This is a genomic window from Novosphingobium sp. 11B, assembly GCF_054589055.1.
On sequence record NZ_BAAILP010000064.1, the window covers coordinates 27132 to 53892 of the forward strand.

General features: G+C 66.4%; 21 protein-coding genes, 1 pseudogene and 1 riboswitch. Of the genes and pseudogenes, 16 read left to right on the plus strand and 6 right to left on the minus strand.

Going from position 1 to position 26761, the window contains the following annotated elements:
- From ACYPYD_RS05820 to ACYPYD_RS05830, 3 genes are all read right to left on the minus strand, one after another.
- Nucleotides 1-1457: glucose PTS transporter subunit IIA (locus tag ACYPYD_RS05820; protein ID WP_459662435.1), on the minus strand; the 1457-nt coding region annotated here is incomplete at its 3' end.
- 36 nt (nt 1458-1493) lie between these two features.
- Nucleotides 1494-2633: an N-acetylglucosamine-6-phosphate deacetylase gene (nagA, locus tag ACYPYD_RS05825; protein WP_211151733.1), complete on the minus strand. Its 1140-nt coding sequence runs from the start codon at nt 2631-2633 to the stop codon at nt 1494-1496.
- The gene (locus tag ACYPYD_RS05830) at nt 2630-3697 is read right to left on the minus strand and encodes an SIS domain-containing protein (RefSeq protein ID WP_211151746.1); all 1068 of its coding nucleotides are present in this window, start codon (nt 3695-3697) and stop codon (nt 2630-2632) included. Before ACYPYD_RS05830 ends, nagA begins: the two co-directional genes overlap by 4 nt.
- A 490-nt stretch (nt 3698-4187) precedes the next feature.
- On the opposite strand from ACYPYD_RS05830, the gene ACYPYD_RS05835 reads away from it, so the two are divergent.
- From ACYPYD_RS05835 to ACYPYD_RS05845, 3 genes are all read left to right on the plus strand, one after another.
- Nucleotides 4188-6905, plus strand: coding sequence for a TonB-dependent receptor (locus tag ACYPYD_RS05835; protein WP_459662436.1), 2718 nt, complete (start codon nt 4188-4190; stop codon nt 6903-6905).
- Nucleotides 6906-6989: 84 nt separating this feature from the next.
- Nucleotides 6990-9347: an alpha-N-acetylglucosaminidase gene (locus tag ACYPYD_RS05840; protein ID WP_211151735.1), complete on the plus strand. Its 2358-nt coding sequence runs from the start codon at nt 6990-6992 to the stop codon at nt 9345-9347.
- Nucleotides 9344-10465, plus strand: coding sequence for an acyltransferase family protein (locus ACYPYD_RS05845; RefSeq protein WP_289357065.1), 1122 nt, complete (start codon nt 9344-9346; stop codon nt 10463-10465). Before ACYPYD_RS05840 ends, ACYPYD_RS05845 begins: the two co-directional genes overlap by 4 nt.
- Here the strand turns inward: ACYPYD_RS05845 and ACYPYD_RS05850 are convergent.
- Nucleotides 10455-11189, minus strand: coding sequence for an IclR family transcriptional regulator domain-containing protein (locus ACYPYD_RS05850; protein ID WP_459662437.1), 735 nt, complete (start codon nt 11187-11189; stop codon nt 10455-10457). The genes ACYPYD_RS05845 and ACYPYD_RS05850 overlap by 11 nt on opposite strands.
- A gap of 158 nt (nt 11190-11347) precedes the next feature.
- Between ACYPYD_RS05850 and ACYPYD_RS05855 the strand changes: the two genes are divergently transcribed.
- The 4 genes from ACYPYD_RS05855 (at nt 11348) to ACYPYD_RS05870 (ending at nt 15207) form a co-directional block, all read left to right on the plus strand.
- A complete protein-coding gene (locus ACYPYD_RS05855) occupies nt 11348-12034 on the plus strand; it encodes a 3-oxoacid CoA-transferase subunit A (protein ID WP_211151737.1) in 687 nt (228 codons plus the stop codon).
- A 14-nt stretch (nt 12035-12048) separates the two neighbouring features.
- Nucleotides 12049-12705, plus strand: coding sequence for a 3-oxoacid CoA-transferase subunit B (locus tag ACYPYD_RS05860; RefSeq protein ID WP_008831924.1), 657 nt, complete (start codon nt 12049-12051; stop codon nt 12703-12705).
- A 70-nt stretch (nt 12706-12775) separates the two neighbouring features.
- On the plus strand, nt 12776-13984 hold the full coding sequence (pcaF, locus tag ACYPYD_RS05865; RefSeq protein WP_459662438.1) for a 3-oxoadipyl-CoA thiolase: 1209 nt from the start codon (nt 12776-12778) through the stop codon (nt 13982-13984).
- A 164-nt stretch (nt 13985-14148) separates the two neighbouring features.
- The gene (locus tag ACYPYD_RS05870) at nt 14149-15207 is read left to right on the plus strand and encodes an AraC family transcriptional regulator (RefSeq protein WP_211151739.1); all 1059 of its coding nucleotides are present in this window, start codon (nt 14149-14151) and stop codon (nt 15205-15207) included.
- Between the two features lie 109 nt (nt 15208-15316).
- On the opposite strand, the gene ACYPYD_RS05875 is transcribed toward ACYPYD_RS05870, so the two are convergent.
- Both ACYPYD_RS05875 and ACYPYD_RS05880 read right to left on the minus strand, forming a co-directional pair.
- Nucleotides 15317-16462: a sulfotransferase family protein gene (locus ACYPYD_RS05875; protein ID WP_459662439.1), complete on the minus strand. Its 1146-nt coding sequence runs from the start codon at nt 16460-16462 to the stop codon at nt 15317-15319.
- Nucleotides 16463-16573: 111 nt separating this feature from the next.
- Nucleotides 16574-16873 (minus strand): hypothetical protein, encoded by a 300-nt coding sequence (locus ACYPYD_RS05880; protein WP_036526596.1) that lies wholly within the window; start codon nt 16871-16873, stop codon nt 16574-16576.
- 146 nt (nt 16874-17019) lie between these two features.
- A riboswitch (cobalamin riboswitch) is annotated at nt 17020-17261 on the plus strand.
- A 187-nt stretch (nt 17262-17448) separates the two neighbouring features.
- On the opposite strand from ACYPYD_RS05880, the gene ACYPYD_RS05885 reads away from it, so the two are divergent.
- The 9 genes and pseudogenes from ACYPYD_RS05885 to ACYPYD_RS05925 form a co-directional block, all read left to right on the plus strand.
- On the plus strand, nt 17449-19599 hold the full coding sequence (locus tag ACYPYD_RS05885) for a TonB-dependent receptor (protein WP_459662440.1): 2151 nt from the start codon (nt 17449-17451) through the stop codon (nt 19597-19599).
- Nucleotides 19600-19601: 2 nt separating this feature from the next.
- A complete protein-coding gene (locus ACYPYD_RS05890; RefSeq protein ID WP_008831918.1) occupies nt 19602-19895 on the plus strand; it encodes a hypothetical protein in 294 nt (97 codons plus the stop codon).
- Nucleotides 19892-21421, plus strand: a complete 1530-nt coding sequence (locus ACYPYD_RS05895; protein WP_459662442.1) for a PepSY-associated TM helix domain-containing protein — start codon at nt 19892-19894, stop codon at nt 21419-21421. The genes ACYPYD_RS05890 and ACYPYD_RS05895 overlap by 4 nt, the downstream gene beginning before the upstream one ends.
- A complete protein-coding gene (locus tag ACYPYD_RS05900; protein ID WP_459662443.1) occupies nt 21418-21660 on the plus strand; it encodes a hypothetical protein in 243 nt (80 codons plus the stop codon). Before ACYPYD_RS05895 ends, ACYPYD_RS05900 begins: the two co-directional genes overlap by 4 nt.
- Nucleotides 21661-21742: 82 nt before the next feature.
- Nucleotides 21743-24046 carry a bifunctional salicylyl-CoA 5-hydroxylase/oxidoreductase gene (locus tag ACYPYD_RS05905; protein WP_211151743.1) on the plus strand — a complete coding sequence of 768 codons (2304 nt, stop codon included), beginning with the start codon at nt 21743-21745 and terminating at the stop codon, nt 24044-24046.
- 205 nt (nt 24047-24251) lie between these two features.
- Nucleotides 24252-24713, plus strand: coding sequence for a MarR family winged helix-turn-helix transcriptional regulator (locus tag ACYPYD_RS05910; protein ID WP_008831914.1), 462 nt, complete (start codon nt 24252-24254; stop codon nt 24711-24713).
- 12 nt (nt 24714-24725) lie between these two features.
- Nucleotides 24726-25139, plus strand: coding sequence for an acyl-CoA thioesterase (locus ACYPYD_RS05915; RefSeq protein WP_211151744.1), 414 nt, complete (start codon nt 24726-24728; stop codon nt 25137-25139).
- 83 nt (nt 25140-25222) lie between these two features.
- Entirely contained in the window at nt 25223-26212 is a 990-nt protein-coding gene (locus ACYPYD_RS05920; RefSeq protein ID WP_211151745.1) for a phosphatase PAP2 family protein, read from the plus strand.
- Nucleotides 26213-26305: 93 nt separating this feature from the next.
- A pseudogene (locus tag ACYPYD_RS05925) lies at nt 26306-26761 on the plus strand (transposase); the annotation flags it as partial.

Genomic DNA, 26761 nt, shown 5'->3' on the forward strand with positions numbered 1-26761 from the left:
CCGAGCGCCACCAGTGCGGGCAGCCCCCGGCTCGCGGCGATGATCGCGACGTGCGAAGTCGGTCCCCCGCGCGCGGTCGCGAGCCCCGCGACACCGCCGGGCTCAAGCGCCGCCACTTGCGAGGGCAACAGATCGTCCGCGACCAGAATGGCACCGGCAGGTGCCACCATCCCAGGAGGCTCGGTGCCCAGGAGTTGCCACTGCACCCGCAAGTCGAGGTCGATGAAATCCGCCGCGCGTTCGGCGAAACGGGTATCCCCGGTGGCGCGCAGTGCCCCCGCCTCGGCATGGAGCACGCGCCGCCAGGCCATGCCCGCGCTCACGCCGCCTGCGATCAACGCCTGTGCCGCTCCGGTCAGTTCCGGATCGTCGAGCAGCGCCAGATGGGCGCCGAGTATCGCTTCTTCCTCGCCCTGCGCGGCGCCCGGCCTGCCAAGCGTGATCCGGACCGCGACAAGGGCATTGCGCAGCCGCGCGGTCTCCATTTCGGGACCGCCGCCGATTTCGTCGATCGCCGGCTCGGCCTGGACCGGCCGCCAGACCGGGCCGACCGCGATGCCCGGCGATGCCGCGACGCCGCGCAGGGCCGCTCCCGGCAAGGGCACGGGAATATCGGCGACGGAAACCGGCGCGACCGGTTCTCCGACGGATGCTTTGACCGGCCCTTCGACGGGAAACGGCGCGCCCTCGCCCATGCCGCTCTCGATCATCCGCGCAAGTTCGCCGAGCACAACCGCCGCATCCTCGCCGGTCGCCAGCAAGGTCACCGTGTCCCCATGGCGCACTGCCAGGCGCAGCATCGCGGTCGGGCTGGCGAGGGAGGCCTCGCGCCCTCCGGCAGCAACGCGAACCTCGGCGCCGTATCCGCGCACGACCTCTGCCAACCTCGCGCAAGGGCGCGCATGGAGGCCATGCGCGAGCGGCACCCGCACTTCGCGGCAAAGCTGTTCTTCCACGGCCGCGGCGGGTCCGATGGACCGATCCGCGGTCACGGCCCCGTCACGAACGAGCAGGGCCATCGGATCGCCTGCCTCGACCGTACCGAACGGCGCAATCCACTCGATCACATACCCGGCCGGTTCGGTGACCAGCAGCGGGGTGACAAGACTGGGCGCCTTGCCGACGACCTCGTCGAGCGCCACGCGCAATAGCGGCTGTCCCTGGTCGACATGCTTGCCGATCCGGACCAGCGGCGTAAAACCGGCACCGCCGAGGCGCACGGTATCGAGCCCGAAATGTAGCAGCAGTTCCACGCCTTCGGGCAAGCGTAGCGTGACAGCGTGTCCCGCCTCATGGAAGCCGATCACTTCCCCGGCGGCCGGTGCGTGGAGCACTTCGCCCAGCGGGTCGATCGCCACGCCCTCTCCCAGCATGCCTCCTGCGAAGACCGGGTCGGGAACCTCTTCCAGCGGGCAGAGCCAACCGGAAAGCGGTGCACTGAGGGAAATGGACGGCATCTCGGTTCCCGGTAAATTAGACGATCGAAAAGGAAATCAGGCGAAGCGGCGGCCGCCTATCCAGGTCTGCATCGGCCTGAGCGCACTGTCGAGCAGCGCGAAGTCGGCACGGTAACCCGGCTCCAGCGAGCCATAGTCGCCGCCCAGACCGAGAAATGCGGCAGGCGTGGCAGCAGCCATACGCGCCGCGACCGGCACAGCGATTCCGGTCATCGCGACGATGTTGCGAACCGCACCCGCCATGTCGAGACCCGACCCGGCGAGCGTCCCGGCCGCATCGGTGCAGATGCCGTCGCGCACGAAAATCTCGTGCCCGTCGAGGTGGAACGGCGCGCCTTCGTTGCCGACACCGGGCATGGCGTCGGTGACCAGCATGACGCGTTCCGGCGACTTCGCCTTGAGCGTCAGGCGCAGGACCGAAGGCAGGACATGCACGCCATCGGCGATCACCCCGCACCAGACCGCATCGTCATCGAACGCCGCGCCGATCAGGCCCGGCGCGCGGTGGTGCAGCGGCGCCATCGCGTTGAACAGGTGGGTGACGCCGGTGATACCGTGCGCGAAGCCGCTCGCGGCCTGTTCGGCGGTCGCGTCCGAATGCCCGGCGCTGAGGATAACCCCCGCCGCCGCCAGCTTCGCCAGATCGGTGGGATCGGCCAGTTCTGGCGCGAGCGTGACCATCACCCGGCCTTTGCGGGGGGCCGTGAGCAATGCCATCGTCTCCTTGCCCAGCGGGATCAGTCGCTCTTCGGCATGGATGCCCTTGCGGCGCGGATTGATGAACGGGCCTTCGACGTGAATGCCCACGACACCGGGGACGCCCGCCACGATCGCCTCGTCCACCGCGTCGAGGCCGCGCGCGATGACGGAGGGCTCGGCGCTGATCAGCGTGGGCAGGAAAGCGGTCGTGCCGTAGCGCGCATGGGCCGCGCCGATCGCGGCGATGCCCTCGGGCGTAGGGGTGTCGTTGAAGAGTACCCCGCCGCCGCCGTTGACCTGGGCGTCGATGAAGCCGGGCAGCAGCCAGCCCTGTTCGAGATCGATGCTCTCGTCGGCCTGCCCCTGACCGAAGGCGTCGATCGCGACGATGCGATCGCCTTCGATAGTGATGCGCGCTTCGGAAAGTACCGCGTCGGGCACCGGAATGTGACCATTGAAGACATGGAGAATCGTCATCGCGTGCGCGTCACCTTGGCGAGATAGGGCGGGCGGTCGGGATCGTTCCCGCGCGCGAGGGACAAGGCATTGGCCATGCGATAGAAAGACGCGATCGTCGCGAGCGGCGCAAGCTCCGCGCGCAGCGGCAGGGCCGGGAGGTGATGAACGCCTTCCTGCCCCCCATCCCGTTCGGAGGCCAGCCAGACGCGGGCACCGCGCGCCGCGAATTCACCGCAGAGCGTGCGAACGTCGTCTCCGGCGCTGTCGGGACCGGCGAAGGCGATCACCGGGAAACCCTCGCGCACGACCGCCATAGGCCCGTGCCGCACTTCGGCCGAGCTGAACGCCTCGGCGTGGAGGCCGGACGTTTCCTTGAACTTGAGCGCCGCCTCCTGCGCGACGGCAAGGCCATAGCCGCGCCCGATCACGAAGAGATTCGCGGCATCGCGCAGGCCTTCGCCCAAAGCGGACCAGTCCAGTGCGAAAGCGTCGTCCAGTGCGGCGGGAAGTGCGGCAAGATCCGCCTCGAATCCCGCGTCGCCGCTCCAGGCCGCCACGATCGCGGCGATACCCGCAAGGGAAGTGATGTAGGACTTGGTCGCCGCGACCGAACGCTCGGGTCCGGCGCAAAGCGGCAGGACGACGTCCGCCATCGCCGCCAGCGGCGACTCCTCGTCGTTGACCAGCGCCACCACGAGCGCGCCTGCCGCCTGCTGACGCTCGACGGTCGCCAGCATGTCGGGGCTGCGGCCCGACTGCGAGATCGCAAGGCAGAGCGCCCGCCCCGCCGAAGAGGCGACCTGCGCGTCGTAAAGCGATACCGTGGAAAACGCCGCAGATGTGGTGGGCACGCCGAGCAGCGTCTCCACAAGATACTTGGCGTAAGTCGCGGCATGGTCGGAGGAACCGCGTGCGCAGGTCACCAGCAGCGCGGGCGGATCGGCACGCAGCCTCTCGCCCAGCAGCGCGAGCGCCGCGCGATTGTGCGACAAAAAGCGCGATACCGCAGCCGCTGCCTCGGCAGCTTCGGCATGCATGAGCGTGACGCGGGGCTCGCCGCCCTGGCTTTCGGGCGATTCCATTTCGGAACCAGGGCTGGCGTCTGCTGTCACGTTAGATGTTTCCTAGTTGGCGCGCGCCGATGCGAATCGGGAAATGTCGCGAACGAATGCCGCAACGACATTGGCATCATATGGCGCAAAATTCATAACACAATGGTATTTTAAAGGTATTTAAATATCGACAAACCGCATGACTTACCATGGGCGACATCCAGGGCGACAGACGGTTTCATCCTGCCTCAAACTTCATGAAAACAGCAGAATTTCCACCACTTCGGTGACTTGCAGAGACGGATTGCGGGAACATCGCCGAACTGAGCGATCGATTCCGAGGCTGCCAATGATTGCAAACGGAAGCAATACCAAAATATTCACTTTCGTCTTCAAATGGACTTGACTTGCTTCAACGTCTTTGTGACATCATTGGGTAACAAATCAAAAAACGTTCGCAGGAGGTGCGGAGGGTCTACCGGGCTTTTCCGTTCCCAGAAACACGTCTCAGGGGGTAGTCATGACAAGTTCAGAACGCGTTATCGATCCGATTGCACGGCGCCTCGCCAAGGCCGCCCTGCTCCTTTCCAGCTGCGCACCGGCACTGCTGGTGCCGACCGGCCCGGCCATGGCCCAGGAAGCCGCCGCGCCCACAGAGGGCGATGCCGCCGACATCGTCGTCACCGGCTTCCGCAGCAGCCTTGCCAACGCCCTCGACGCCAAGCGCAACGACGTGCGCGTGACCGATGGCATCTCCGCCGAGGACATCGGCAAGTTCCCCGCCGAAAACATCACCGAGGCAATTCAGCGCATCTCCGGCGTCCAGATGTCCAACATCAACGGACGCGGCGCGACGATCAGCATCCGCGGCCTTGGCCCGCAGTATGCAATGACCACGATCAACGGCCAGACCTTCAAGAGCGCCGACTTCACCGACGGTTTCCGCTACGATATCATCCAGACCGAACTCGCCAATGCGATCGAGGTCATCAAGTCGCCTACGGCGGCGATGGACACCGGGGGCCTTTCGGGCACCGTCAACATCTCCACGCCCAAGCCGCTGGACTACAAGGACCGCCAGATCATCCTGTCGGTGAAGGGCCAGAACTCCGAATATGCGGGCGGCAAGATCACGCCCAAGATCAGCGGCAGCTACGTCGACCAGTTCGCCGACGGCACCATCGGCGTCTACGCCAACCTGGGCTACCAGAAGCTGCGCGACCGCGCCGACTACATGTGGATGGACCGCTGGGCCACCACCACCGTCGATGGCGCGACCGTGCAGCTCCCGCGCCGTCCGCGCTACCGCCGCATCGACCGCGACACCGAGCGGCTGATGGCCAGCGGCGGCCTGCAGTGGAAGCCGTCCGACCGCTTCGAGATGAACGCGACGGCGATCTACGCCCGCGACAAGACCGATTACGACCTCAACCAGCAGGTCTTCCTGTTCGACACCTCGCGCATCACCGTGAACGAAGTGAACAACGGCGTCGCCACCAACGTGACCGCCACGAACTTCACCATGGAAAACAACCGCCAGCACGAGGACCGCGACCTCACCAGCCAGGGCTACACCCTTGGCGCCAAGTGGAACGACGGCACCGGCTGGGCTGCCAGCACCACGCTGAACTACACCAAGGGCACGACCTATCAGGACGAGCGCGCAGCGATCGTCGGCATCAATATCCCGAGCGCATCGATCGACTTCACCAATCCGAGCAACGTCAACTTCACCGTCGGCACGGACCTTACCGATCCGGGCCTGTACCAGCGCAGCACGCTTCTGCGTAACGAGTACCCCAACGGTGCTACCCGCCGCATGAACTCGTCGGAGAAGTCGGCGCAGTTCGACCTCAGCCGCGAGGTCACCTTCGGGCCGATCTCGAAGCTGAGCGCGGGCGTGAAGTATCGCCACGAAACCTTCAGCCGCTACGTCTCGCGCCACGACATGGTTGCGCTCGCCAATGCACCGAGCGCGACCAGCAGCGTCTTCCCGGACATGACGACGACCTACTACCCGGTCTCCGGCTTCCTCAACGGCGCCTCGGGCATCCCGACCTCGTGGATCGGGCCGGATCTCAACGCCTACGAAAAGGCGCTCGCCGCCGCCGGGATCGTCGTCCCCGACATCTTCGCGCCGGAAGCGAGCTACAACGTCGATCGCTACATGCCCTCGGTCTACGCGATGGCGGACATCGACACGACCATCGCGGGCATGCCGCTGCGCGGCAACGTCGGCCTGCGTTACGAGCACACCAAGCAGAAGGTGCTCGGCAACGTTACCGAGCCACGCACCGACGGCTACGAGGAAGTCCAGCAGAAGATCGGCGAGTACACGCTCACCCAGAAGTACGGCAACTTCCTGCCCAGCCTGAGCCTTGTGGCCGAGCCGGCCAACGACCTGCAGGTCCGCTTCGCCGCCGCCAAGGTCCTGGTGCGTCCGTTCATGGACTCGCGCACCTCGATGGCGCAGACGACCTCGACTTCGGCGAACACCGATCCGGTCGGCACCAATACGGTCACCGTCGATCTCGGCCAGGCCGGCCTCAAGCCGCTGACCGCCAAGCAGCTCGATCTGGGCGTCGAGTGGTACTACGACCACGGCAACGCGCTCTCGATCAACGGCTTCTACAAGTGGATCAAGAACGGTACGTATTCGTCGCTGGTCTGCCCGACCTCGTTCGACGGCACGGCGCTGTCGAGCAACGCGGGCGGTGAGTGCGTCGATACCTCGGGCAACATCTACGACATCACCCAGACGCTCAACGATCCCAGCACGATCCGCGTGAAGGGCTTCGAGGTCAGCTGGACGCAGTCGTTCGACCGCTTCCTGCCGGTGGACGGCTTCGGCATCATGGCGAACTTCACGCGCGTCTACCCGCAGAAGGTCGCGATCGGCACCGGCTACACCATCCGCAACCTGTCGAAGGTGACCTGGAACCTCGTGCCCTACTGGGAGAACGAGCACTTCAACATCCGCGCGGCGATCAACCACCGCAGCGGCTACGAGCAAAACAGCGCCGACAGCTTCTTCGCCTATGCCGGCCACGTCGTGAAGGCGCGCACGCAGGTCGACATCAGCGGCGGCTATTCGCCCAACGAATGGCTAAGCTTCTCAGCCGGTGTCATCAACCTCAACAACAGCCGCGAGGAAGCGTACTACACCGACTCCTCGATCTGGCAGGAGAGCAGCTTCTACGGCCGCAGCTTCTACCTTTCGGCGACGCTGAAACTCTGACATCGCCATGACGACAAGGTGCGTGCCCGGGCCTGTGCCGGGCACGCACCAACCTGTTCAAGACTGTTGCAAGGACTACCCCCGATGACCGCGATCCGCATCCCGCGTCCGTTCAAGAAGGGGAGCCTGCGATGGGCGGGCACCGCCCTGCTGCTCGCCACCGCCGCGCAGCCTTTCGCGGTCGCTGCGAAAGACAATGCTTTCACCGTTTCCCCGGCCCCCTCTCCTCCGGCCGGTGAACAGCCCGGCGTCGATTCCGCCGCCGCCGCGCTGGCCCGCTTCGGCATTCCGGCCGACAGGCTCTCCCTCAGCCTGAAGCCGGATGCCGGGGCGGCGCACTACCGCGTGCGCATCCGCGGCGGACATATCGAGGCCGAAGGCACCTCCCCCGTCGCGCTGGTGCGCGGTGTCGCCGCCACGCTGGAAAAGCTGGGACGCCTGCACGTCAGCTGGGAAGGCCGCCGCCTCGGCGCGCTGGACGCCCTGCCGGACATGGACACCGGCGAAGTCGCCTCACCCTTCGCGCTGCGCGCCTACCTGAACACCTGCACTTACGGCTACACCACCCCCTGGTGGGGCTGGGATCGCTGGGAGCAGGAAATCGACTGGATGGCCGCGCACGGCGTCGATACGCCGCTGGCGATGGAAGGCCAGGAATACGTCTGGCGCGAACTCTGGCGCGAAAGCGGATTGAGCGAGAGCGCGATCGCCGAGGGCCTCTCCGCCGCGCCGTTCCTGCCGTGGCAGCGCATGGGCAACCTTGCAGGCTACCGCGCGCCGCTGTCGTCAGGCTGGATCGAGAAGAAGCACCAGCTCCAGCTGCGCATCCTCGCGCGCATGCGTGCGCTCGGCATGAAGCCGGTACTGCCCGCTTTCGCCGGATACGTGCCCGAGGCATTCGCCAAGGCGCATCCCAAGGCCCGCATCTACAAGATGCGCGCGTGGGAGGGCTTCCCGCCGACCTATTGGCTCGACCCGTCGGACCCGCTGTTCACGCAGTTGGCCGCGCGGTTCGTGACGCTTTACAACCGCACGTATGGCGAGGGTGAATACTACCTTGCCGATGCCTTCAACGAGATGATCCCCCCGATCGCCGAGGACGGCAGCGACGCCGCTGCCGCCGAGTACGGGGACTCCATCGCCAACACCGCCGCCACCCGCGCGGCGGCATTGCCGCCCGCAGTGCGCGATGCGCGCCTTGCTGCGTATGGCGAGCGGCTTTACGGCTCGATCACCGCCGCCGCGCCCAAGGCCACATGGGTGATGCAGGGCTGGCTGTTCGGCGCCGACAAGGCGTTCTGGACGCCCGAGGCGATCGCCGCCTTCCTCAGCCGCGTACCCGACGACCGCATGCTGATCCTCGACATCGGCAACGACCGCTACCCCGGCATCTGGCAGAAGACCGACGCCTTCGACGGCAAGGCGTGGACTTATGGCTACGTCCACAATTACGGCGGCAGCAACCCCGTCTACGGCGACCTCGAATTCTACCGCCGCGACATGGCCGCGCTTCACGCCGATCCGCGCAAGGGCCGCCTGACCGGCTTCGGCCTGTTCCCCGAAGGGCTGCACAGCAACTCGGTGGTCTACGACTACGCCTACGACCTCGCCTGGGGCGAGCCCGACCGCCCGCTTGCCGACTGGCTAGGCGAGCACCTGAAGGCCCGCTATGGCGAGGTTTCCCCGGCGCTGGCGAAGGCCTGGGAACAGGCGGCTGCGGGCGCCTATCGCACCCGGTACTGGGAGCCGCGCTGGTGGCAGCAGCACGCGGGCGCCTACCTGTTCTTCAAGCGCCCCATGGCGGAAGGCGCGGACTATCCCGAAGCGCCCGGCGACCCCGCCAAGCTGCGCGAGGGGATCACCGCACTGCTGGCCGCCGCGCCCGGCAAGCCGTCAAAGCTGCTCACATACGACATCGTCGATCTGACCCGGCATTACGCCAGCCTCGAACTCGACCATCTGCTCAAAGCGACGCTGGCGGCGTATCGGGACGGCAAGCTGGCCGAAGGCGACCGGACACGCGTCCGAATGGGCACGCTGGCACGGCGGATCGACCTCCTCGCGGGCAACCAGCAGGAAACACTCGGCTCATGGATCGCCGATGCGCGCGCTTATGGCGATACCCCGGCCGAGAAGGCCCGCTTCGAGGAGGAGGCCAAGGCCATAGTCACCGTCTGGGGCGGCGAAGGCCACTTGTCCGACTACGCCTCGCGCGCATGGCAGGGCCTCTATTCGGGCTACTACCTGCCGCGCTGGGAGAGCTTCCTCACCGCCCAGCGCGCTGCGGCCGCCGGCGGCAAACCACTCGACGAGCCCGCCACCCTCGGCGCAATTCGCGCATGGGAGCAGCAATGGGTCGCCGACGGACGCCTGTGGAAGCGTAAAAGCCCGAAGGACCCGATCAGGCTTGTCCGCGAAATCCTGAACGAGACCCAGCCGTGACCGCCGCCAAGCCGCAGCGCTTCGCCTCGCTCGACGTGTTCCGGGGCGTCACCATCTTCCTGATGATCCTCGTCAACACGGCGGGTCCGGGCGCGCCCGCGTTCGCCCAACTGGTCCATGCCAAGTGGATCGGCTTCACGCTGGCCGATCTCGTGTTCCCGAGTTTCCTCTTCGCGATGGGCAACGCGATGAGCTTCGCCATGCGCAAGCCGATCGCCACCGGACCGTACCTCGCGAACCTCGCAAGGCGCGGGATGATCATCTTTGCGCTCGGCTTCCTGATGTACTGGTATCCCTTCGTCCGGCATGACGCCGACGGCTGGAGCCTAGCGCCCTTCGCGCTTACCCGGGTCCCCGGCGTGCTGCAGCGTCTGGCTCTGTGCTACGTTCTCGCCGGACTTCTGGTCCGCTGGCTGGACTGGAAAAAGCTGGTGCTCGCCTGCGTCGCCCTGTTGCTGGGCTACTGGGCGATCCTGCTGGCATTCAGCCTGCCCGGCGAGGCCTATTCCAAGACCGGCAATGCCGGGACCCTGCTGGACCTGTACCTTCTGCCCAAGGAGCATCTCTACAAGAAGGATGGCGGCTTCGACCCGGAGGGCTTCCTGGGCACCCTGCCCGCGACCGTCAACGTGATCGCCGGTTACCTCGCGGGTCTCGCCATCCTGCGCGCCGGTTCGCTCGAAAGGACGTTGCGGGTACTTGCGGTAGCCGGACTGGCGCTCATCGTGGCTGCTCTCGCCTGGAGCCCGTGGTTCCCGATCGCGAAGAAGCTGTGGACCGGCCCGTTCGTGCTGCTGACCGTGGGGCTGGCGCTGATCCTGCTGGCGCTCGCAAGCTGGCTGTTCGAGGTCAGGGGCGTACAGCGCGGCAGGCACTTCTTCACGATCCTCGGCCGCAATCCGCTGGCGATCTACCTGTTTTCCGAACTCTTCGTGATCACCCTGAACCTCGTGCGAATTCCCGGCTACGGCGGGCTCTACGACTGGATCGGCATTGCCCTCTTCCAGTCCATCGTCCCCGGAGCAATCGGTTCGCTGCTATGCGCTCTGGCCTACACCATGGTCTGCTGGGCCGTTGGCTGGGCGCTCGACCGCAAGGGGCTGATCCTCAGGGCCTGAGCGCCGCCAGATCGCGCGCTACCCGCCTGAGCGCGGGCAGGTAGCGCGAGTGCAGGTCCGCCATCGACACCCGGTCCGCCTGCGTGCCGATGTTGACGGCGGCGATCACGCGGCCGTCGACGATCACCGGCACCGCCACCGATCGCAGCCCGCGCTCCAGTTCCTGATCCATGATCGCGTAGCCCTCCTGCGCGACGTGATCGAGGATTTCCAGCAATGCCAGGGGTTCCGTTACCGTGCGGTCGGTGCGCGCCGTCAGTTCGGTACGCCGCAGGTACGCCTGCTGTGCGGCCCGGTCGAGACCTGCCAGCATCACCCGCCCCATCGAGGTGCAGTAAAGCGGCAGGCGGCTGCCCACCCGCAGCGCGATCGACATAATCCGCGACACTTCCGCGCGCGCGACGTAGTAGACCTCGTCCTCCTCGATCACACCGAGCGAGCAGGATTCGTGAAGGTCGTCGCGCAACTGGTCGAGCAGGGGCTGCGCCCGCATCGCCAGACTGCTTGACGAAAGGTACGCGAAACCGAGCGCCAGCACCTTGGGCCGCAGCGCGTAGAGCGTCCCGTCCTGCACCGCGTAGCCGAGCCTGACGAGCGTATGCAGGCAGCGCTTCACCGCCGGACGACTCAGCCCCGTCAAGCGCGCCGCCTGCGCGATCGTCATCGGCCGTTCGCTGTCCGCAAAACACCGCAGAACCGCCAGTCCGCGCGCCAGCGAGGTCATGAACTCGGGATCGCCTTTCGCGTCCAACTGCCCGAAATCCTGCATGTGTTCACCTGAATAACCGATTACCGGACAATATCACGTTTACCGGTTGACGCAATCCACCCGCAGGCAGACACGCAGGATCAACGTTCAACATAAAGCCTTTGGAGAGTCGGATGATCGACAAGGCCATCGACGGCGCAGTTGCGGCCGTTGCGGATATTCATGACGGCGCATCGGTGATGATCGGCGGTTTCGGCACCGCGGGCATGCCCGACGAACTGATCGACGCGCTGATCGCGCGCGGCGTGGGCGACCTCACCATCATCAACAACAACGCGGGCAACGGCGAGCACGGCGTCGCCGCGCTGATCCGCGAGGGGCGGGTGCGCAAGATCGTCTGCTCGTTCCCGCGCCAGTCGGATTCGCACCATTTCGACGCCGCCTACCGCGCCGGAACGATCGAACTGGAACTGGTTCCGCAAGGCAATCTGGCCGCGCGCATCCAGGCTGCGGGCTCCGGCCTCGGCGCGATCTTCACGCCGACCGGCTACGGCACGCTGCTGGCCGAAGGCAAGGAAGTGCGCGAGATCGACGGCAGGCACTACGTGCTCGAATACCCGATCCAGGCCGACTTCGCGCTGATCAAGGCGCACAAGGGCGACCGCTGGGGCAACCTCCTGTTCCGCAAGACCGCGCGCAATTTCGGGCCGATCATGGCGATGGCGGCGAAGACCACCATCGCGCAGGTTTCGCAGATCGTGCCGCTGGGTGACATCGACCCCGAAGTGGTGGTGACGCCGGGCATCTTCGTGCAGCGCGTCGTCACCATCGCGCCCGCCGTAATCGCCGTAGCGGCTTGAAAGGAGAGGATAATATGAACCGCCTCAACCGTGACCAGATGGCCGCCCGCGTCGCCCGCGACATTCCCGAAGGTGCCTACGTCAACCTCGGCATCGGCCTGCCCACCAAGGTCGCCAACTACCTCCCTGCGGAGCGCGAAATCTTCCTGCAGAGCGAGAACGGCCTGCTCGGAATGGGGCCTGCGCCCGCTCCGGGAGAGGAAGACTGGGAGCTGATTAATGCCGGAAAACAGGCAGTTACTCTGCTTACCGGCGGCTGCTACTTCCACCATGCGGACAGCTTCGCGATGATGCGCGGCGGGCATCTGGACATCTGCGTGCTCGGCGCTTTCCAGGTTTCCGTGCACGGCGACCTCGCCAACTGGCACACCGGCGAGCCCGATGCGATCCCGGCGGTCGGCGGGGCGATGGACCTTGCCATCGGCGCCAAGCAAACCTTTGTGATGATGGAACTTCTGACCAAGCAGGGCGAGAGCAAGCTGGTCGAGAACTGCACCTATCCGCTGACCGGCCTCGGCTGCGTGTCGCGGGTCTACACCGACCTTGCGGTGTTCGACCTCGGCCCTTCCGGCGCGAGCGTGGTGGAGATGGTCGAGGGCCTCGAAATCGAGGAACTGCGCCGGATCACCGGCCTCGATCTGGCCTTCGCCAAAGATGCCGAGCCCGTCTGAGCAGGCGGCACCCAACGATACCATAACGGCACCTAACATACCCCCAAGGGGGGCAAAGGACTATCCCGACATGACCGAAGCCTTCATCTGCGACGCCGTACGCACGCCCATCGGTCGCTACGGCGGCGGCCTCTCGAAAGTGCGCGCCGACGACCTCGGCGCCGTGCCGATGCGCGCGCTGATCGCGCGCAACCCCTCGCTCGACCCGGCCGCCATCGAGGAGGTCTTCTATGGCTGCGCCAACCAGTCGGGCGAAGACAACCGCAACGTCGCGCGCATGAGCCTGCTGCTGGCGGGCCTGCCGCACACCGTCCCCGGCGTCACTCTCAACCGCCTGTGCGCATCGGGCCTCGAAGCGGTCGGCACGGCGGCGCGGGCGATCCGTAACGACGAGATGGCGCTCGCCATCGCGGGCGGCGTCGAGAACATGACGCGCGCGCCCTTCGTCATGGGCAAGTCCGACGGTGCCTTCGGCCGCGCGCAGAAGCTGGAAGACACGACGATGGGCTGGCGCTTCATCAACCCGGCGCTCGATGCGCTCTACGGCACCGAGACGATGCCGCGCACCGGCGAAAACGTTGCCGAGGACTTCGGCATCAGCCGCGCCGATCAAGACGCCTTCGCCCTGCGCAGCCAGCAGCGCGCCGCCGCGGCGCAGGCGAGCGGCTTCTTCGCGGAGGAAATCGTCCCCGTCACCGTGCCGGGGAAGAAGCGCGGCGAGACGCTGGAGGTGTCGATCGACGAACATCCCCGCGCCGACACCACGATCGAGACGCTGGCCAAGCTGAAGCCCTTGTTCGGTCCCGAAGGCACCGTCACGGCAGGCAATGCGTCCGGCATCAACGACGGCGCGGCGGCGATGTTCGTCGCCAGCGAGGCGGCGGCCAGGGCACATGGGCTGACGCCGCGCGCGCGTATCCTCGGCATGGCGTCCGTCGGCGTCGAGCCGCGCGTCATGGGGATCGGCCCCCTGCCTGCGACGCTTAAGCTGATGGAGCGGCTTGGCCTGACCATCGGCGACTTCGACGCGATCGAGTTGAACGAGGCCTTCGCCAGCCAGGGCCTTGCAGTCATGCGCGGGCTTGGCCTGCCCGACGATGCGCCGCACGTGAACCCCAACGGCGGCGCCATCGCACTGGGTCATCCGCTGGGCATGTCGGGCGCGCGCATCGCCATGAGCCTCGTGCACCAGCTGGAGAAGACCGGCGGCAGGCGCGGCCTCGCAACGCTGTGCATCGGTGTCGGCATGGGACTGGCGCTGGCGGTCGAGAGGGTCTGACGCCGCTCGGCCGGGCCGCCCGCGTATCCTCGATGATCGCCCGGGCGGCCTGCCTGTCCCTTGACCGATGTGGACAGGCGATGCAGCCATAGCCGCGGAGGCGGATCGCTTACGCCGGACGCCTCCGATCGCCGCACGCTGCCGGCGGTGCGAAGGACCTGCCGATGCCGCTGATCGCCGATGCCGAGTTTTCGAAGCTCAACATTCCGCTGCTGCGCCATTTCCCGGAACTGGTGCAATCCCTCGGCGGCGATGTCGGCGAACTGCTGCCACTGGTCGGAATGGCGGCAAAGGACTTTCGCGACGACGCTGCGGAGCTGACTTATCCGCAGGCGATCCGGTTACTGGCGCTTGCCGCAGATCGCCTGAACTGCCCCGATTTCGGAATGCGGCTGGCGTTGCGGCAACGCGGCGGCGCGATTTTCGGGCCGCTGGGCAATACCATGCGCAATTCGAAGACATTCGGGGACGCCCTGCGCTTCGCCAGTGCTCATACGAACGCTCACAGCCGCGCCGCGCGTGTGTGGCTGCGACCCGAGCCTGAAGAGGGCACCATCTTTGCCGGGCACGAACTGCTTCTCGAAACCAGCCGCGACCGTATTCAGGCCATCGAACAGATTCTGCTGGTCGGCCATCTCGAGGCGATGGAGATGACCGGCGACTATGCCCGCGCGCGCATTATCCATTTTCGGCATGAACCCGTGTCGCGACCGGCTGAATATCGCCGCTACTTCGGCTGCGACGTGCACTTCGGCGAGCCCGCAGACGGGATCACGTTCTCCGACCGGGATCTTGCCACTCCGGTGCTCACCCAGAACGCGCAGGTCCGCAGCGATCTGGTCGCCTACATCGAGAGGACTTTCCCGAAGCAGCGTCCACCCGTGGACGCCGAAGTGCGCGGGCTGATCCTGCGCAAGCTGACCCGGGACGACTGCGGCAGTGCCGAAATCGCCCGCACCCTCGCCATTCATCACCGGACCCTTCGTCGGCGACTGAAGCAGGAGGGCACCAGCTTCCAGGCGGTCAAGGACGATGTCCGCCGCGATCTGGCGCTGTACTACCTGCAGCAGACCGGTATCGATTTCCGCGGCATTTCCGAGAAGCTGGGGTTCGCGGAACAGGCAGTATTCTCCCGCAGCTGCAGGCGCTGGTTCGGCCAGTCGCCCACGCAGTTGCGCGGCCTACGCGCATCCGTCTCCAACATATCACCGTCATTACCGTGAAGTGGGAACCCATCTCCTGACGGCGCCTGTTGCACGATCGTCAGATGGGTCCCCGCCTTCGCGGGGATGACGAAGCAGGGTCAGGTGACGATGCCTTCACCCGTATCGATCACGCCCGCACCGCGATCCCGTACTGCTCGATATAGTCGCGGAAGTGCTCGCGGACGCCTTCGCGGCTGAGGCCGAATTCGGCCAGGTCATATTCGTGCTTGCCGTGCTTGCCCTTGGGGTTTGCAACCAGGTAGGCTTCCATGGCTGCGCGGGCCTGCGGCGTGAAAGGCTCGTCGAACCTTTCGTAGATGCCCTGCGCCGTGGCGAGCGGGTCGCGCACCAGATCGCGATACTGCACGTCGAAGATCGCATCGTGCCCGTGCTTCGCACGAAAGGCGTTCGACCGCGCGATCATCAGGTCGAACGTCTCCAACAGATTCTCTCCGATGGCCCGAAGATCGACCTGATCGCTGTACATCCGCCGCACTTCCTTGACGAGGCTGCAGGCCGAGCCCAGCACTTCGACCGGATCGCGGTGCGTCATGACCAGTTGCGCGTCGGGAAACTCGGCCGTCAGGGCATCGAGGAACAACGGGTGCCAGGGGTTCTTGAGCGTCCAGCGCCCCGGGGCATTGGCCTGAAGCAGCTGCAGCAGCCGCTTTTCGTAGCGGAAGGCGGGCGCGTAGTCGGCCTCGTCCAGGAACCAGCGGTGGTAGCCCGGAATGTCCGCCTGGGAATCGTAGAGCTGCGCGCAGAACGACGGCGCCATGGCGAACTGGCACTCGGTCGGGCTGTCGGCCTCCTCGTAATGGATCGCGGCGATCTGCGGCGCGTACTTCAGCCCCTGCAGCGTTCGCGTCTGGCAGGCATCGTGACGGGGACCGGCGTGAAGTTCCTGCACCAGCGGCGGCGGCACCGAATCGAACGCTTCCCAGCGCAGGAACGCGCGGCGCGCCGGGTCGGCTTCCAGCAGGTTGATCGCCAGCGTGGTGCCGGTACGCGGAAGGCCGAAGACGAACAGCGGCTTCTCGACCGGGCGCTCCAGAAGTTCGGGATGGCGCGCCAGCCAGTCTTCCACCCGCATCCGGTTCGCCATCGCGGCGACCAGTGCATCGACCGATCGCGCCATCCCGGCTTCGGTGAATCTGGCCTCGTCCTCGTAGGACTTCAGCAACACGCCAAGCCCTTCGAGGATCGCGGGATCGCCGAAGTCGCTCAATCCGGTCCGTTCGCTTGCCGCTGCGACGATGTCCTGCGCCTGCATGTCTTCTGCCTCATCCCGTGCCGCGTCATCGCGCGGCGTTCGGAAGGGATCATGAAGACATGGGGCACACTTTAGAAGCTACCCGCCGATCACCTTGGCGATATCGGGCGATCAGACCGAAAGGATCAGGGAATCATCGCTGCGCGGGGGCGTACCGTCGTACGAGGGCAGAGGCTCGAAGTGCTCGTTCAGCAGTTCCATCGACGAGAGGCCCGCTAGCTTGAACTGGCCGAGACCCGGCTCCTCGTCGCTGCGGCGTGCCTTCGCGGGGTTCATGGCACTGACGACAAGATCGCCGTGCCTTTCGAACAGCATGTGCGGGGCAAGCGTGATCGTGTTGCCGTTGTAGCGCGCCGTCACGAACTTTCGCGTGGCTATGGCTTCCATCAGGGTGAGTCGTGGATCAGTCATCGGCACCGCAAATTGCACGGGTTGCCCAAAATGAAAAGCAAGGTTGCAACCGAAAACTCGCAGGACGGGCTTACGGAAGGCCCCACGCGAACGGCTTGCAAATCGTGCGCGCAGCGAATAATCCCCCGCCCGTCCCTCCGAAAAGGGGGACACGATCGCGTTGGTGCCTTCCGAAAGGGGCTTAAAAGGGAACGCGGTGAGAGGGGCTACCCCTCGAAGCCGAGGCTGTCCCTGCAACTGTAAGCGGTGAGCGCGATGCATATCGCGGCAGGCCAATGTGCCCTGCCGCACCCACTGGGCCGGACGCTAACTCCTGCGAGGCCTGGGAAGGCCGTGCATCGCGCGACGACCCGTGAGCCAGGAGACCTGCCAGCGTCCGGTCGCTCTTGCCTTGGTCCAGGGGATGGCCGCGGCACGGTGTACTCCGTCTGAGCGACGAACTTGCGGCCAGGCCGCAACGGCGGGTTTCGCCGGTCGCTCGTTCGCGCCCGGATTCCGCCGCTGCACCCGCGCGGGGGACACCCCTCTCGCGGGAACCTGTCCGTTCGACTGGGAAACGCAACGGGGGTTACAACATGAATACGAGATCGCTTCTTTCCGGCCTGATCGCTTCGGGCGCGTCATTCTGCGTGCTTGGCATGTCCGCGAGTTCGGCGCAGGCGCAGGAAGCCGCCGAGACGGCGCCGGAGAATGCCAATAACACGGATGCGGGCAACATCGTCGTCACCGCGCGCAAGGCGGGTGTCCTGCAACTCGGCCAGCAGGCCGACGCCTCCAGCCGCCTCGGCCTCACGCCGATGCAGACGCCGGCCAGCGTCGACGTCATCACCAGGGAGATGATCCGCAGCTTGGGCGACCGCACCGTGGTTGCCGCAGCCGCGCGCGCACCGGGGCTCATCAACAACAGCTCGGCCTTCGGTTACTCGCTGAGTTCGCGCGGGTTCACCGGCTACACCTCGGTGATGCAGCTCTACGACGGGATGCGCGTCTACACGACGACCACGCAGACCTTCCCCGCCGACCCGTGGATGGCCGAGCGGATCGAGGTCCTGCGCGGTGCGGCCTCGGTCCTCTATGGAGAGGGCGGCATCGGCGGCGCGATCAACGTCGTGCGCAAGAAGCCCAATACCGAGCAGGTCGAAGGCGAGGTCCGTCTCAGCGGCGGTTCATTCGATACTTATGCGGCGGCGGGCGGGATCGGCGGGCCGATCGGAGACAGGCTCTCGTACCGCGTCGATCTCAGCTACACCCGTTCGGACGGGTGGATGGAGCGCGGGCAATCGCGCAGTCTTGCGCTTTCGGCGGCACTGCGCTGGCAGGCGCGCGACGACCTCGTGCTGACGCTGACGCACGACCGCGCCGACCTCGACCCGACGATCTGGTACGGCACCCCGCTGCGCGACGGCAAGCTGGTGCGCGAAATCCGCAAGAAGAACTACAACATCGCCGACCGCTCGCTGCGTTTCGACGATGCCTGGACCCAGGCCAAGGCCGAATGGACACCGGCCGAGGGGGTGACGATCACCAACGTCGCCTACTATCTCACCGGCTTCAAGCACTGGCGCAATGCCGAGGGCTATGCCTGGTCCGGCGACCAGATCCGCCGCTCGAGCTATCTGGAGATTGTCTACAAGACGAAACAGTGGGGCGACCGCTTCAACGCGGTGTTCGATCATACACTGCTTGGCATGGACCACCGCCTGAGCCTGGGCGGCGAGTACAACACCGGCTCGCTGCTGCGCACCGACAGTTCGCCCAACAGCCGCTTCGACCTCGTCGATCCTTGCGACTATACGCCGGGCACGTTCCTCGACGGCACATTCGGCACCCGCTACAAGTACAAGACCGATGTGCAGCAATGGGCGCTGTTCGGCGAAAGCCGGCTCTCGCTGTCCGACCGGCTCTCACTGGTGACGGGGCTGCGCTATGACCGTCCGAAGACCGAGCGGCACGATGCCCTCGATCCGGCGGCGGACTACACCGCCCGCTATCCGAGCACCAGCTGGCGCACGGGGCTGGTCTACAACCCCAGCGACACGATCTCGCTCTATGCGCAGTATTCGGCGGCGGCGGACCCGGTGACGGCGTTCCTCACGGCGACGCTGGCGCAGACCACCTTCGACGTTTCCACCGGGCGCCAGTGGGAGGCCGGGATCAAAGCGACTTTCCTGGACGGACGCGGCGAGTTCACGCTGTCGGGCTATCGCATCGTCAAGAAGAAGATCCTGACCCGATCCGCCAACGATCCCACGGTGTCGGTGCAGGTCGGACAGCAATCTTCCTACGGCGTAGAGGCCTCGTTCGGACTGGCGGTGACGAAGGAATTCAGCGTGCTCGCCAACGGCACGATCCTGAACGCGCGGTACGACGACTTCGACGAACTGGTCGGCACCGCGCTGGTCAGCCGGGACGGCAACATGCCCATCGGCGTCGCGGAAAAGGCGGCCAACCTGTGGCTGTCATGGCGGCCGGTGCAGCCGCTGCATCTGGACGCGGGCCTGCGGTATGTCGGCAAGCGGTACTCCGACGCCGCCAATACCCGGCGCATCCCGGCCTATACGCTGGTCGATGCCTCGGCCCGCTACGACCTTGCAGACAAGACGAGCGTGACGCTCAACTTGCGCAACGTCTTCGACAGGATCTACGTCCAGAACAGCTACTCCACCTCGCAGTGGGTCCTAGGTGAGCCGCGCAGCGTCGCGGTCACCTTCGAGCAGCGGTTCTGACCGTGGCGGGGAGGCCGAAGCCAGGGCGAGAGCCGAACTGGCGCGCGATCGCCGCGCGCGTGCTGGCGGCCACCGTCGGCGCCTACGCGCTGTGCTACGCGTGGATCGGCGCAGCCGTACGCGTGCTGCCGATGGACGGCGTGGACGCGAACATCCTCGCCACCTGCCTTGCCTTCATGGTGTTCGTCGCGGTGATCCTGCGGGCCTTCGCGGTCCGCAGCGTCACGCGCATCTGGTGCGAACTGCTCGTGGGCACGGCGCTGCCCATGGGCCTGCTGCTGGGGCTGGGGCGGTGAAGGACACCCTGCGCCAGTCGATGGGCTGGCTTCATACCTGGTGCGGGCTGCTGCTGGGCTGGGTGCTGTTCGGCGTCCTGCTGACGGGATCGCTGGCGTTGTTCTACACCGAGATCAATCTCTGGACGACGCCCGAACTGCGCTCTCCCGTCACCATCGACCGCACCCATGCGGTGCGAATGGGCCGCGCGTACCTCACCCGCGTCGCGCCCGATGCACGGCAGTGGCGCATCGTCATCCCCACCCCGCGCGAGCCGGTGCTGCGCCTCGTCTGGACCGACCGCGCGGGCAAGGCCACCACGCACCGGCTCGACCCGCAGACCGGCACCCGCATCCCGCGCGACATGGACGCGGGGTTCTTCTTCATGCGCTATCACTACACGCTGGGGATCGATCGCAAGTCCAGCCAGCTGGGCTTCCTGATCGTCGGTGCGGCGGGCCTCGCCATGCTCGCCGCCTCGATCAGCGGCGTGATCATCCACAAGCGGATATTCCGGGATTTCTTCATCTTCCGCCCCGGGGCCTCGCGCCAGCGGGCGTGGATGGACGCGCACAACGTGCTCTCCGTGCTGCCGCTGCCGTTCCACGTCATGATGGCCTATACCGGCCTCGTCCTGATCTATTACGCCTACATTCCCGCCGGGGTCGCCATGCTGAACGGCGGCGATGTGAAAGGCTACCAGACCGCCGCCGCGCAATCGCTCTACATCGACGGCGGCATCGATGGCGACTGGCCGCCGGGCGCGCCCCGCCGCACCGTGGACCTCGCGGCGCTATTGCCGCGCGCCGAACGGGCCTGGGGCGGCGGACCTGCCGTGAACATCTATGTCAGCCAGCCCGACCGCGCCAATGCCGTGGTCGAGATCTGGCGCCAGCGCGACGACCGCATCGCCAACTTCCCCGACCGCGTGGACTTCGCAGGCTCCGACGGCAAGCTGCTGCGCGTGCTGGTGAAGCGCTCACCCGCAAGGGAGACGCAGGCGTTCCTTGCCGGGCTGCACTTCATCGAGTGGGGCGGCCCGGTCGCGCGGTGGCTCTATTTCCTCACCGGCCTTGCCAGCGCCGCGATGGTCGCGGCAGGACTGATCCTGTTCACCGAAAAGCGCGCCCGCAAGACGATGTCGCCGTTTCAGGCCATGGCGAGCCGGATCACCGTCGCCGCCGTAGCCGGTAACGTGATCGCCTGCGCGGCCTATCTCCACGGCGAACGGCTGCTGGCCCCGGGCATGGATGACAGGCGCGCCATGGCGGCCTCGGTTTACTTCCTGGCCTGGCTGGCATCCCTGATCCACGCCGGTCTGCGCCCCTGGGGCCGGGCATGGGGCGAACAACTGCAGCTCGCCGCGCTGCTGTGCCTGTCGCTCCCGGTAACGAGCGCGCTGGCGAACCTCCCGCTCACGACGACGCTGCCGAGGGGCGACTGGATACGGGCCGGAGCGGACCTCACCGCTACCGCAATCGGCATCGTCCTGTGGATCGCGGCCGCGAGGGTGACGCGCCGCATGAACGCGAAGGTGAGCCCATGATCGCGGCAACGTTCCTGTCGCTGCTGCTGGCTGCGGCGGGATTTCACGCGATCCGGCGGGCGAAGACGCAGGACCGCGCCGACGCATGGCGGACAGGCGGCGCCATATTGCTCGCGCTGGCTTGCGTCGCATCGATGGCGGGCGCCGAGACCGCCCTCATCGGCGCGATGCTATGGCTGTTCTGCGTGCTGCCGCTGGCCGCGCTGCCCGAGATATTCGGCAGGCGAAACGGCAGGTAGCGCTCGCCGGATCTCCCTGCTCAAACAACTTGCACGTGCAACCATATTAGTTTAGGCATGAAGCAATTCAGGAGAGACATCCATGCGTATTGCGTGCCTCGGCGGCGGACCTGCCGGTATCTACTTCGCGATCTCGATGAAGCTGCGCGACCCTGCGCATGAGGTCCACGTCTTCGAACGCAACCGCAAGGGCGACACCTTCGGCTGGGGCGTGGTGTTCTCCGACCAGACATTGGTGAACCTGCAGGCGAACGACCCGGTCAGCGCCGCCACCATCGTCGACAGCTTCGCGCACTGGGACGACGTGGACGTCACCGTGGGCGAGAACACCGTCAGTTCCTCGGGCCACGGCTTCATCGGCATCGGCCGCAAGCACCTGCTGCAGATCCTGCAGGCCCGCGCGGGCGAGCTGGGCGTCGTGATGCACTTCGAGACGCAGTTCGACGCGGACCTGTCGCAGTTCGCGGACTTCGACCTGATCGTGGCGGCGGACGGCATCAATTCGATGGTCCGCACCGCCAACGAAGAGAAGTTCGGCGTCGATATCCAGACCAAGACCAACAAGTTCTCATGGCTGGGCACCACCAAGCTGTTCGATGCCTTCGCCTTCATCTTCGAGAAGACTCACGCAGGCTGGATCTGGGCGCACGCCTACCGCTTCGACGAGACGCATTCGACCTTCATCGTCGAATGCTCGCCCGAGACGTGGACCGGCCTTGGCCTCGACGCGATGGAGCAGGCCGATTCGATCGCGCTGTGCGAGACAATCTTCGCGCGCCATCTGGACGGCCACCCGCTGATCTCCAACGCCACGCACTTGCGCGGTTCGGCGGCGTGGATCAACTTCCGCCGCGTGATCTGCAAGCAGTGGTCTTTCGACAACGTCGTGCTGCTTGGGGATGCCGCCCACACCGCGCACTTCTCGATCGGTTCGGGCACCAAGCTGGCGCTGGAAGACGCGATCAAGTTGGCGCAAGTGCTGGACCGCCCCGGCATCACGGGCCGCGAGGAACTGGCGGCCGCGCTCGCCGAATATCAGGAGGAGCGCCATGTCGAGGTGCTCAAGATCCAGAACTCGGCCCGCAATTCGACCGAGTGGTTCGAGACGCTGGACCGCTACCTCGGCTTCGACCTGCCGCAGTTCGCTTATTCGCTAATGACCCGCTCGCAGCGCGTCAGCCACGAAAACCTGCGCCTGCGCGACGCCGCCTGGCTGGAAGGGCTGGAGCGCTGGTTCTGGGCGGGCAACGAAGGCCGCAACGTGCCGCTGCAGCCGATGTTCACGCCCTATACCTTGCGCGGGATGACCGTGCCCAACCGGGTGGTGATCCCGGCGATGTTGACTTATTCCGCCGATGCGGACGGCTACGCCAACGACTTCCACTCGGTCCACTACGGTTCGCGCGCGCTGGGCGGTGCCGGTCTGGTGGTCACGGAGATGCTCGCCGTCGCACCCGAGGGCCGCACCACCCCCGCCTGCCCCGGCCTGTGGCATGACGGTCAGGCCGAGCGCTGGACCGCCTTCAACCAGTTCGCGCACCAGCACTCGGCGGCGAAGACTTGCGCTCAGATCGGCCATGCTGGCGCCCGCGCCGCGTGTCAGGTGCCCGGTGAAGGTGTGGGCTACGACGTGCCGATGGACGCGCCGTGGCCGATCGTCTCCGCCAGCGCGCAGGCGTGGCGCAAGGGCGGCACGGTCCCGCAGGCATTGGACGCGAAGGGCATGGACCGGATCGTCCAGCAATTCGTCGCGACCGCGATGCTGGCCGACAAGGCCGGCTTCGACATGCTCGAGGTGCAGGCGGGCCACGGCAACCTGCTCTCGGCCTTCATCACCCCGGTGATGAACGCGCGTGACGACGCCTTCGGCGGCTCCCTTGAAAACCGCATGCGTTTCCCGCTGCGCGTGGTCGAGGCGGTCCGCGCCGCATGGCCGCAGGACAAGCCGCTGGCGGTGCGCATTTCCGCCAACGACTGGGTCGGCGAAGCGGGCGTGACCCCTGCCGAGGCGGTCGAAATCGCCAGGCTGCTGCGCGAAGCGGGCGTGGACATCGTCGACGTTTCCGCCGGTGAGACCGCGCCCGAAGGCCGCCCGGTCTACGGCCGCATGTTCCAGACCCCGTTCGCCGACCAGATCCGCAACGAGGCAGGCGTACCGACGATCGCGGTGGGCAACATCGCCGATGCCGATCAGGTCAACTCGATCCTGACGGCAGGCCGCGCCGACCTCGTCGCACTGGGCCGCACGCACCTGTTCGACCCGGTGTGGACGCTGCGCGCGGCGGCCTCGGCCGGGTATGAGGAACAGCCGATCCCCGCGCCCTACAAACTGGGCCAGCAGATGGCGATGCGCGCCGCGAAACAGGCGGAGGGCGCACGAGCCTGACCCTCGCGCCCCGCGGCCGGGGCTTCGACAAGCTCAGCCTGAGTGGAATTGGGAGGTTCATTCCAACCCCGCTCACCCTGAGCCTGTCGAAGGGTCTGCTTCAACGCAGGGTTGCTTGCCCGAAAGAAACTTTATGCCTGCAGGAATCGACATAATCGCATCCCCCGCTATGGAACCTCCTGGAGAACGAGGAGCCTTGGCGACGATGGAAAAGACGATTCCCGGCAGCACCGCGCCGTCCGGCACGCTCGACTTGCGCGTCTGGGTGCGCCTGCTCGACTGCGCGAAGATCATCGAGAAGCGCCTGCGCCGCAATTTCGAGGACCAGTTCTCCACCACCCTGCCCCGTTTCGACATCCTCGCGACGCTCGACCGCGCGCCGGACGGCCTGCGCATGGGCGAACTGTCGCGCGCGCTGCTGGTGTCGAACGGCAACGTCACCGCGATCGTGCGCCAGTTACAGGAACAGGGCCTCGTCTCTTCGTACACCGACCCGGAAGACGCCCGCTCCGCCATCGTCTCGCTCACGCCGAACGGCCGCGTCCAGTTCGCCGTACTGGCAGAGGCCCACCACGGCTGGGTGCGCGAAGCCCTCGCCGACTTTCCCGAGGACAGCCAGCGCCAGCTTCTGACCCTGCTGACCCAGCTCAAGACTTCCATTCTCTAGGACCTCTCGCCGATGCCTTTCACCACCTCCACGCAAGTGCGCTTCGCGCATGTCGACCCAGCGGGGATCGTCTTCTACCCCCGCTACTTCGAGATGCTGAACGGCGCGGTGGAAGACTGGTTCGCGCAGGACCTCGGCATGGACTTCGCATCCATGCATCTGGAACACCACATCGGCGTGCCGACGGTGAAGCTGGACGTCGAATTCGTCTCGCCCAGCCGCCTCGGCGACCGGCTGGAGATGACCGTCACCGCCAAGCGCCTCGGCCGTACCAGCTGCGGGATCGAGGTGGTCTTCACCGGAGAGGGCCGCGATCGCCTGCGCGCGCAAGTGGTGCTGGTTTGCATGGACCTGAACGACCACCGCCCGGTCGAATGGCCCGCCCACGTGCGCGAAAGGATCGAGGCGGGGCTGGTTCCGGCCTGACCCACGCACAATTCCACTGGTTCATGGAGGCTTAAGCGGCGATAGGCTTCTCGTTCGCACTTATCGCCCAGGATCCACGACCAATGCAATCGACGCCGCCCCGGTGGGCCACGACCGTTCCCACTGGCACCGCGACGCCTGTTGCCGCGATCACTCCGGCGCTCGTGGAACTGCGCCGCTCCGGCCCGGCGATCCGGCCGCAGGTCTGGGGCGCGATGCTGCTGAGCCTTGCCGTCCTGACCGTGCTGATGCACCGCGCGCAACTCGTCATCGATCCGTGGCAGGCGGGCAATCGGCCATTCTACGCCGCCGGGCTGCTCGCCCTGCTCGCGCGCTTCGTCCTGCCCCGAACCAGTTGGCGCCATGCGCTGCCGCTCGCGCATTTCAGCGAGTACGCCGCGATCTTCACGATGATCTCGCTGATGGGCGCGACCGCCAGCTACCCGGTGGCGGCCCTGACCAGCGGCTATGCCGACTCGAGGTTGCAGGCGATCGACGTGGCCATGGGGTTCGACTGGGTGAGCCTCTACCGCCTCGTCGCCGCGCATCCGGTGCTGCAGGCGGTGGGCACGGTGGTCTATCGCAGCATTTACGTCACCCCCGTAGTGCTGCTGTGGTGCGCGGCGCGGGGCGAGCGGCATGACGAGGCCTATCGCTTCATCGCCGGGTTCTGGCTGGCCACGATCATCACCCTGCTGCTGTTCAGCCTGATGCCCGCCATCGGCCCGTTTTCCTACCTGTGGCATGCTGCGATCCCCTACATGCCCGAAAGCGAGCAGTGGCAGGAGGGCCTGATCCCGGCGCTGCGGGCCTACCAGGTTCACGTCGTCGATCTGGGTCACTTGCGCGGGATCGTCTCCGCGCCGAGTTTCCATACGGCGGCGGCGGTGCTCTACATCGCGGCGGGCTGGCGCATTCCAGCGCTGCGCTGGTGGATCGTCGCGCTCAACGCCGGGATGCTGCTGTCCACGCCGGTCGAGGGTACGCATTACCTTGTGGACATGGTGTTCGGCGCGGGGGTCGCGGGGATCGCCCTGTCGCTCATGGCCTGCCACCGGCGGCTGACGGCCTAGGCTGCGTGGACAAATTCGGACAGTCAGCAAGCGCCGGTGGGTTCAACGGGTGGCGGCAACACTTTAATCTTTTGCGGAAGATGGAGTGTCGCGATGAAGCAGCGTCGTCGGATCTATTACACGGCCAGTCAGCGAGCAGAGATATGGGATCGCTGGCAGCGCGGGGAGTCGATGAGTTCGATCGGACGAAGGTTTGATCGAGAATCATCTTCGGTATTTTCGGTGATTTCGCCGACCGGCGGTATCCGGCCCGCCGATCGCAAGCGGAGCATCCGTGCACTGAGCCTTGCCGAGCGCGAGGAGATTTCGCGGGGCCTGAGCGTCAGTGAACCCTTGCGTGCGATAGGCACGGCGACTGGGCCGCTCGCCCTCGACGATCAGTCGCGAAGTCAGGCGCAATGGCGGCCCTGCACGGTATCGGGCGACCGCGTCCGATCAGGCGGCATGGGACCGTGCCTTGCGGCCCAAGCCCTGCAAGCTGGCTTGCTCGCCGCCACTGGCACGGGCAGTATCGGCCAAGCTGCGCCGCAAATGGTCACCGGAACAGAT